Below are 8,700 nucleotides of genomic sequence, written 5' to 3' on the forward strand. Positions count from 1 at the left end.
GAGCAAACAAGTGTAGAATCAGACTCTCCTGATCTGCTTTGCCGAGGTGTCTATGAGCTTCATTGAGGGAATAGCGCGAGATCAGGCCAATCTGCTTCCCCCATGTGTCGATGACTATGTTGGGCCTGACGCGCTCGTCCGCGTCGTCGATGCTTTCGTCGACAGTCTGGATATGATTGAGCTTGGCTTCACACGCGCCATTGCGGCCTCGACCGGACGACCAGGCTATCATCCCAGCGACATGCTCCGGCTGTATATCTGGGGCTACCTCAATCAAGCCCGTTCATCGCGACATCTGGAGCGCTCCTGCAAGCGCGACCTTGAAGCAATGTGGCTGATGCGGCAACTCGCGCCGGACTATCGGACCATTGCCGCCTTCCGGCACGACTATCCCGACGCGATCGTCGCCGCCAGCGCCGCGTTCGTGCTGTTCTGTCGCGAGCAGAATTTGGTAGGCGGCCGGTCGGTCGCACTCGACGGCACCAAGATGCGAGCGGTCGCCAGTCCAAAGAACATCGCCGGGGCGGAGCGGCTCGCGCGCGATATCGCGCATACCGAAAAAGAGATCGCCTATTATCTCGACCGCCTGGACATAATCGACGAGACCGTCGCGCGGGGCTTTGATGATCAACCACTGCACCGCGAAGGCTTCAAGTCCGCCATTGCCTCCCTGCAGCGTCGGAAGGACCGGCTGGCCAGGCGACAGCAGGAACTCGATCGACGGGTCGAGAAGGTGCTCGTGTTTGGCGAGCCGGAGGCCAAACCGATGGGATATGCCCACGCGCCGAAGCTTCCCTCGTACAATCTGCAAAGCGTCGTCGATGTTGCGAGTGGTCTGATCGTCCACCATGACGTCTACAATGACGCGAACGACAGCCACCTTCTTCATCCGATGTCAGTCGCGGCTAAGGCCGTGCTGGAGGTAGATCAGCTCCAGGTGTTGACCGACGGCGGCTACTCAAACGCCGAAGAAGTCGCCCGTTGCGAACGCGAGAACATTGAGGTCGCTGCGCCGATCAAGCGCGGCGCGATGAATTCCGAACATTTTCGACCGGTACAGTTCCTCTACGACGAGGACAGCGACACGGTCCGTTGCCCCGGCGGGCAAACTCTACGCCCGTCCGGAATCCATACTCGCAATCGGGCGATGCGCTACCGTACCTCGGCCTGCGCGACCTGTGCGTTGAAGCCGAGATGCACGCCGGGAGCCCAGCGCACAATTCACCGGCTTGTCGATCAAGGTGCCCTCGATCGCATGGAGGCCCGAATCCATGCCAATCCCAGCTTGATGACGATCAGGCGATGCACGGTCGAGCATCCATTCGGCACCATAAAGCGAATGTCGGGTGGCGGAAGGTTCCTAACTAGAGGACTTAGGGCGGTAAAGGCGGAGGCGGCGCTGTCGATCCTAGCCTTCAACATCCTACACGCCGCGAACACATTCGGAACGAGGGTTGTTACCCCGAGCTGACGCGAGGCGGCGCTTCGCTTCGGCTCCACCTGGCAGGCGCTGCGGCTCCGACGGCTGACGTTTTGGCACAGCCTGCCCCGCAACGCCCCCTGAGAGGGAGAGTGCGGACGGGTTTTCCGTGACGGGTTGAGGGCTGGAGGAGTGGCCTCCGGCGCCCGTCGCGGAGATCATCCCGATGGCCAGAAAGGACCGCGCTCGCCCAGGCGGCGCCCTCAGCAATCTCTATGACGACATCACCGACAAGATCATCGCCGAGCTGGAGGAAGGGCGGCTGCCCTGGGTCCAGCCCTGGGGGACGGCGGCGGCGAAGGCGCCGCTCGCCATGCCGAGGAATGCCGCGACCGCGCGGCAATATTCCGGGATCAATGTCCTCATCCTCTGGGGCGCAGTGGTCCAGCACGGCTATCCGACCCAGCATTGGCTCACCTTCCGGCAAGCACTCTCGCTGGGCGGAAATGTCCGCAAGGGCGAGCGCGGCACCACCGTCGTCTATGCCGACCGCTTCACGCCGGAGGACGAGAAGCGCCGCGCCCAGGAGTCGGGCGAAGAAGCCAGCAGCATTCCGTTCCTGAAGCGCTTCACCGTGTTCAACGCGGCGCAATGCGAGGGCCTGCCCGAGGACATCGCCTTCGAGGCCCCGCCACCGCCGCCCGGCATGATCGAGCCGAAGGTCGAGGCGCTGATCGAGGCGACCGGGATCGATTTCCGCATCGGCGGGGATCGCGCCTTCTATGTTCCGGCGCTCGACTACGTGCAGGTGCCGCCTCCGGCCGCCTATTTCGAGCCGATCAACTGGCACAGGACGGCGCTCCACGAGATGGGGCATGCCACAGGCCATGCCTCGCGCTTGGGGCGGGATTTTTCGGGCAGCTTCGGCACGAAGAAATACGCCTTCGAGGAGCTGGTCGCCTTATCCTGACTCTGTGATCCTGTCTCAGAATCATGCATTGGAGGCGCCTCACCACGGCTCCGGTGAAGCTCTTCAGACGTCCGGGTCAAGCGTTCCCGCAGCGTAGCGAGGACAACGCTTGACGCGGCGGCGGCACGACAAGCTGTTCATGGGGTGCAGGCTAAGTCCTGCACCCCTGCCACGCGGCGAGCGGGAGAGCGCGAGGGGAACCCCTCGCATTCTAAACAATGAAGTTGCGCCGAAGGCGCTCCGCTTGGGTATCGTGCGTGCATTTGTATTTTACCGATCTTGACACTATTTCGCGTCCGCTTTTCCTTGATGACCTTGCAGTGAGCCTCGCGCCCGGTGCGCTCGACGCGGTCGAGCGCACCGGGCTGATTCACGGCATGCCGTTCATCCTGATGGATGACGGCAGCTACGATCTCGCTCTCAACCGGTTCTTTCGTGCCTGTCCTGCTATGGGAGCGCGATCGCCGAACACGTGGCGCTCCTACGCCCGCGACATTCTCGTCTGGGCGCGCTTTCTTGTCGAACGGCGCGGCGGCAAGACGGTCTGGCAGGCCGGCCGCGACGATGTCCTGGCCTTTCACCGGGCGCGTCGGCTGTCGGCAGCTCCCTACCGCATCTCGGCTGCGAGCTGGAACCGGAGCGTTGCCGCGCTCGACAAGCTCTATCGCTGGGCTGTCGAGGAAGGAATCATTGCGATCTCGCCCTTCAGCTACGGCGCCACCCTTCGCAGGGCCGGCGGTAGCCGCGCAGTGCTCGCTGTGACGACGAACCGTGCCCGCGAGCGCGCCGCGCGGCGCCACGATACCCGTTACATCGATCTTGGCCGCTACCTGCTGTTCCGCGAGGTGGGATTGCGCGGCCGGCTTCCCGACGGCTCGGAGGACGCGACGTGGCGCGGCCGCAACGGCGAGCGCAATGCGTTGTTTGCCGAGCTTCTCGTCACGACCGGCCTGCGGCTGACAGAGGCCGGCAGTCTGCTGCTGAGTGAGCTGCCGCGCCTGACCGATCCCGAATCGCGCTCGGTGCCGTTCGATCTCCCCGGTCCGATCGCCAAGGGCGGACGACCACGGCGCATCCGCGTTCCCCGCCGGGTACTGAGATTGATCGGCGACTATGTCGATCTCGAGCGCACGGTCTCTGCCGCGCGCTCAGAGCCTTCGGTGTCCGATCCGCTCTGGCTGATGCTGGAGGACGGGAAGGCAACAGACGCGGCGGGCAAGCGTGTCCGGCTCGACCGTCTGACGCTGGGCGAACGCCGCCGCGTGCTGGTCGGCACGCCCGGCCAGGCGCAGCATGCCTTGCTCTGGCTGACTGAAGGCGGCAAGCCCGTGCCCTCGGCGACTTGGGAAGCTGCCTTTCGGCGGGCCTGCACCCGCTGCCGCCGTTTCGGCATCGAGGTCGAGGTGACGCCACACACGCTGCGGCACACCTTCGCCGTCAACATGCTCTCCATGCTGATCCGCGAGCAGATCGGATCCGTGTTCGATCCGCAGGACCAGCACGGCGCAGCCTATCGGCGGATTCTCGGCGATCCTCTGCAGAAGCTCCAGCACCTGCTGGGGCATGCGAGTATCACCAGCACCTACATCTATCTCGACAGCCTCGCCGAGGCGCAGGAGCTGGTCGAGGCCGCCGCGGATCGCTGGGCCGAAGACACGGCTGGCGGCGCGGCATGACCGCCGCGGCGGCTCCATCGGTGCGGCGGCCGGGTCGCCGCGCCCTCTTTCCCGAGGCGCTGCCCGATCCCGAGGGCGAGGCCGCCGCTGCGATCGCATCGCTGCGCTTTACCGTCACGCTGGCGGATCGCAGCAAGACGATCGACCTGACGATGCTCGCCGGCCGCAAGGCATTGGCGCGGACCTTTGCCGGCGCGCTCTGGCGCGCCTGCCAGGTCGGTGGTCCGGCCGGCTCGATCTCGACGGCCTACGCCTATGCCAATGCGCTCAAGACATTTTGGCGCTATCTCGATTCCGCCGGATCGCACGTCGCCCGTCTCTCCGACGTCAGTGCCGTCTGCATCGACGGCTTCGATTCCTGGATGGAGGGGAGCGGCCTGCATCCCAATCACCGCCTGCACCGCATGAGCAAGGTGCTCAACCTGCTGCGGCTTGCCGAGGCCGCGGAGCCCAGCCACCTGCCGCCCGATGCCTCACGCCGGCTGATGTACACGAGCGATCGGCCCGGCGTGCGCGCCAGGCCGCGCGATGCCTATGGCGATGATGTCGCCGCGGCATTGCGGAAGGCGGCGCGCACCGATCTCGCCGCCATCATCCGCCGCTTGGGCGAGGCCGATCGTATTCCGGCGGTCGAGGATTCCGATCGGAGCAAGGCGCTGGCAGCAACCCACAAACAGGTAATGGAAGTGATCGACGCGGAAGGCGTCATCGGGCACAGGCACCCTCTCTTCAAGCGACTCTACACGCTCCGCCGCGAGAGTGGCCTGCCGAACGATCGCCTGATCCACGATCTGCATGGCCGCCGGCATCTCATCGCCGCCGATCTCGTGCCGCTCATCGTGCTTATCTCGCTCGACACCGGCATGGAGATCGAAGCGATCAAGGGCTTGCGAGCGGACTGCCTGAAGAACCCGGCGGGCGGCTATGTCGAGATCGAGTATTGCAAGCGTCGGGCGCGCGGCGCCGAGTGGAAGCGGCTGCGTGTGCGCGACGGCGGTTCCTCGACGCCGGGCGGCTTGATCCGCAAGGCGCTGCAGTGGACCGGTCCGGCGAGAAGCCGGCTCGGCGCCGACACGCTCTGGGCGCACTGTGCCTGGGGCCGCCTGACCCCTCGGGTGCTCAGCATGAAGGAGCTCGCGGCTTCATGGACGCGCCGGCACGGCATCCTTGATGAGCGGGGCCAACGCCTTCGCCTCAATCTGACGCGCCTGCGCAAGACGCATAAGGCGGCATGGTACCGGCGCACGGGCGGCCAGCTCGACCGCTTCGCCGTCGGCCACACTGTCGCGGTCGCGGCCGACCACTACGCCGACATTCCCGCGCTTCGTCATCTGCACGAGGCGACAATTGCCGACGCCATGACCGATGCGCTCGACGCCGCGTTCCCCCCCTGTGTCCTGTCGTCGGAGGAGGAAGCGGCCGTCCAGACCGATCCCGACAAGGCGACCGGCCTTCCCGTTGTCGGCGCCGCCGCGGTCAAGGCGCTGTTCGGCGGCGAGCAGGACGTCTGGCTCGCCAGTTGCGGCGGCTTCTACAACAGCCCGTTCGGCTCGGAGGGAGAGGCCTGTCCGTCCACCTTCTGGGGGTGTCTCGAATGCAGCAATGCCGTGGTCACCGCCCGCAAGGTGCCCGCGCTCCTGGCCTTCCTCAACTTCATCCGGGCGCAGCGGCAGGTGCTGAGCGAAGCCGACTGGATCGCCAAGTTCGGCCGGGTTCACGGACGCATCGCCGAACAGATTCTGCCCCGGTTCGCCGACGCCGAGATCGAGGAAGCCCGTCGGATTGGGTCATCGGACCCCGCGCTCCTCTACCTGCCGCCCGAAGCGAGAGCGCCATGATGCCGGCACCGATCAAGCTGCCGCAGCACGCGTCGCTGCCTTCGGCCATTTATGGCAACGACGAGCCCGTGCTTGCCGGCGTGGCGGTCAGGGACGATGCCGACCGCACGCGACTTCCGCGCTTCGGTGACGATCTTTGGGACCTGGGCGCCGCCATTTTCCGGGTGAACGCCCGCTACAGCAATTACCGGCTGAACCTCGCCCGCATCGCCGATCCCGTCACGCGGCGGCTGGCGAAGGAGTACGTGATCGCCCGCCTGCGCATCCATGTGCCGGGATATCGGGCGCCCTGCGGCGCGACCTCGGCGATCCGCCTGCTGCGCTACATCCAGCATTTCGCCGCGTTCCTCCGCGCAAGGACTGGCGCCGTCGATCTCAGCCGGATCGATCAGGCGCTGCTCGACGCCTATCTGGCGTATGTCCGTGACGGCGGACGGCGAACGCCTCACGAGACGGTGAAGTATGTCGAGGTGCCGATCGACCTGCATCACCTGGCGCCATGGCTAACCGGCGGCGGCATCGGTTTCCTGCCGTGGCGTGGACGTGCGGCGCACCGCGTTGCCGGCCGGCCGCCAGCGCCCGCCGAGAACGCCACGCCGCGCATTCCCGAGCCGGTCATCGGCGCCATGCTGCGCTGGGCGCTCAAGTATGTCGAGGTCTATGCGCCCGATATCCTCGCGGCGCGGGCCGAGCTTGACGCTCTCGAAGCCCGCTGCGCCCGATTGATGGCGCGGGACGCGCGGGCCGGACGGGCCGTGGCCAAGAACTATCGCGCCCGCGTGGCCAAGTGGCTCGACGTGCGCCGGGCCATGGGCCGAGGCGTGCCGATCTGGGAGCACGCGCCCAATGTGGCCCGCCGCATCGACCCGCTCACCGGCGAAGAGACCCCGCCCTACAATCTCCATCTGATGCGCCTTCACGCCGGCGCTCCGCAGAGCGGCCGCATCAGCCAGTCCGAGCCGACTGCACGACTGATCGAGAAGGCAGCCGCCGAGCTCGGAACCGAGATCGGCGGGCTCGATACGCCGATCTCGATCGATCCGGACACCGGACTGCCATGGCGCGAGCGCTTCGACGGCCTCAGCCTCGCCCGCGAAGAACGGATGTTGCAGGGCGCCTGCTATCTCGTCTGCGCCTACCTCACCGGCATGCGCGACAGCGAGGTGCAGGCGATGCAGCCGGGTTGCGTGTCGCCGGTGCGCAGCGCCGACGGCCTGGTCGAGCGGTACCGGCTGCGCAGCACGGTGTACAAGCGCCATGGCGCGCGCGGCGTCACGGCCGACTGGATCACGATCGAGCCCGTCGCTCGCGCCGTCGCGGTGATGGAGGTTCTCTCGGCACGCAATCGCCGAGAGAAGGAACTGTCATCCTTGTGGGTGGCGCTGAAGGACTGGCCCTGGAGCAACGATCATCTCGGGATGGGTGCAACGCCGACACTCAACCTTTTCCGCGAGGGCCTCGACACGCGCTCGGAGGCCGCGCCGGCGATTCCGCGCATCGGCGACGAGCCTTGGAAGTTTACGACCCGGCAGCTCCGACGCACGATCGCCTGGTACATCGCCAACCGGCCGTTCGGCACGGTCGCCGGCAAGATCCAGTACAAGCACGCCTCGGTCGCCATGTTCGAAGGCTATGCCGGATCGGCGCAGGCCGACTTCCGCTTGGCGATCGAGCGCGAACGTGCACTCGGCCAGCTCGACGACATTGTCGCCCATTACGAGGCCTATCTTCGCCGTGAAGGCCCGGCGGGACCGGGTGCTGCGCGACTGCGACGCGAGTTCGGCCGCGTGCAGGAGGAACTTGGCGATCTTCCCGGCCGGATCTTGGACCGCAAGCGGCTGCGCACCATGGTTGCCCATCTCGGGCGGACCCTGCATGTCGGTTTCCTCAACGACTGCCTGTTCGATGCAGCGACCGCGCTCTGCCTCACCGGCGCGCCAGATGCCGAGCGGACGGCGCCGGCCCTATCGCGCTGCAGCCCCGACCGGTGCCCGAACGCCTGCCTGACCGCCCGGCACCGCGAACCGTGGCAGGCCTCGATCGTCGAGGGCGAAGCGCTTCTGGCCGACCGGCGTCTATCGCCGCTGCAGCGCACGGCGATCCTGCGGGACAACGAGCGCAAGTGCCGGCTGATCGCGCCTCTCATGGACGGTGACGCATGACCGCGCTCGGGCCGAAGAGCCAAGCGGCGCTAAGGGCTGCCATGAAGCGGTTGCTCGACGGCCGCCCTGAACGCACCGACGGGGCGCTGACCGTCGCCAACCTGGCGCGCGAGGCCGGCGTCAGCCGAGCGACGGCGAACCGGGCCGGCGATCTTCTCGCCGAGCTCCGCGCGGCCGAAGCCCGCCTGCGGCGATCGTCGCCCAGGGCCCTCAAGGAACGCATCCATGCTCTGGAAGCGGAACTACGCGCCGTGCGTGGTGCCGAGATGGCGGAGCTGCGGGCGCTCACCCGGACGCTCGCGCAGCACATCCAGATGCTGACGTTGCAGCTCGCCGAGCGAGATGCCGTCATCGAAGGTCTGCGAGCGGAGCTGTCTCGATCCGTGGACGCCAGGGTCGTCCCGTTGCGGCGTCCGCCTCTGGACGGCACCGGCTGACAGCCGCGCTTCATCCTGACCGGTCCAGGCGCCGCTCGCCGGTCATGGCTGCCTCCCGTGCTCGCCCGTCGAGGCAGGGCTCGGGTTGTGGCAGACGCTGCCGGCCCATCAACCCTGTTCCGCACCAGCACCGAGAACAGGGTGTGACGGCCCGGCTGCGTATTTCAGAATTCGCGGACAGCGATTTCATTAAATCG

General features: G+C 66.8%; 5 protein-coding genes and 1 pseudogene. All 6 read left to right on the forward strand.

All coding sequences use genetic code 11. The features are described 5' to 3' along the window. Positions 1–52: 52 nt before the first annotated feature. The 6 genes and pseudogenes from CES86_RS01005 (at position 53) to CES86_RS01030 (ending at position 8,503) form a co-directional block, all read left to right on the forward strand. On the forward strand, positions 53–1,471 hold the full coding sequence (locus CES86_RS01005; protein WP_039194741.1) for an IS1182 family transposase: 1,419 nt from the start codon (positions 53–55) through the stop codon (positions 1,469–1,471). A gap of 175 nt (positions 1,472–1,646) precedes the next feature. Continuing rightward, positions 1,647–2,381 (forward strand): annotated as a pseudogene (locus tag CES86_RS01010) (ArdC family protein); the annotation flags it as partial. A gap of 266 nt (positions 2,382–2,647) precedes the next feature. Continuing rightward, entirely contained in the window at positions 2,648–4,066 is a 1,419-nt protein-coding gene (locus CES86_RS01015; protein WP_012112823.1) for a tyrosine-type recombinase/integrase, read from the forward strand. Beyond that, positions 4,063–5,904: a hypothetical protein gene (locus tag CES86_RS01020; RefSeq protein WP_094513311.1), complete on the forward strand. Its 1,842-nt coding sequence runs from the start codon at positions 4,063–4,065 to the stop codon at positions 5,902–5,904. Before CES86_RS01015 ends, CES86_RS01020 begins: the two co-directional genes overlap by 4 nt. Continuing rightward, positions 5,901–8,066: a hypothetical protein gene (locus tag CES86_RS01025; protein WP_094513312.1), complete on the forward strand. Its 2,166-nt coding sequence runs from the start codon at positions 5,901–5,903 to the stop codon at positions 8,064–8,066. The genes CES86_RS01020 and CES86_RS01025 overlap by 4 nt, the downstream gene beginning before the upstream one ends. Then, on the forward strand, positions 8,063–8,503 hold the full coding sequence (locus CES86_RS01030; protein WP_012112820.1) for a hypothetical protein: 441 nt from the start codon (positions 8,063–8,065) through the stop codon (positions 8,501–8,503). The genes CES86_RS01025 and CES86_RS01030 overlap by 4 nt, the downstream gene beginning before the upstream one ends. Positions 8,504–8,700: the final 197 nt, after the last annotated feature.

Origin of the sequence: Brucella lupini, assembly GCF_002252535.1 — a bacterium.
Classification (GTDB): domain Bacteria; phylum Pseudomonadota; class Alphaproteobacteria; order Rhizobiales; family Rhizobiaceae; genus Brucella; species Brucella anthropi.

Coding starts and splice junctions, on each gene's coding strand:
- CES86_RS01005 (WP_039194741.1), top strand. CDS start 53: ATGAGCTTCATTGAGGGAATAGCGCGAGATCAGGCCAATCTGCTTCCC.
- CES86_RS01020 (WP_094513311.1), top strand. CDS start 4,063: ATGACCGCCGCGGCGGCTCCATCGGTGCGGCGGCCGGGTCGCCGCGCC.
- CES86_RS01025 (WP_094513312.1), top strand. CDS start 5,901: ATGATGCCGGCACCGATCAAGCTGCCGCAGCACGCGTCGCTGCCTTCG.
- CES86_RS01030 (WP_012112820.1), top strand. CDS start 8,063: ATGACCGCGCTCGGGCCGAAGAGCCAAGCGGCGCTAAGGGCTGCCATG.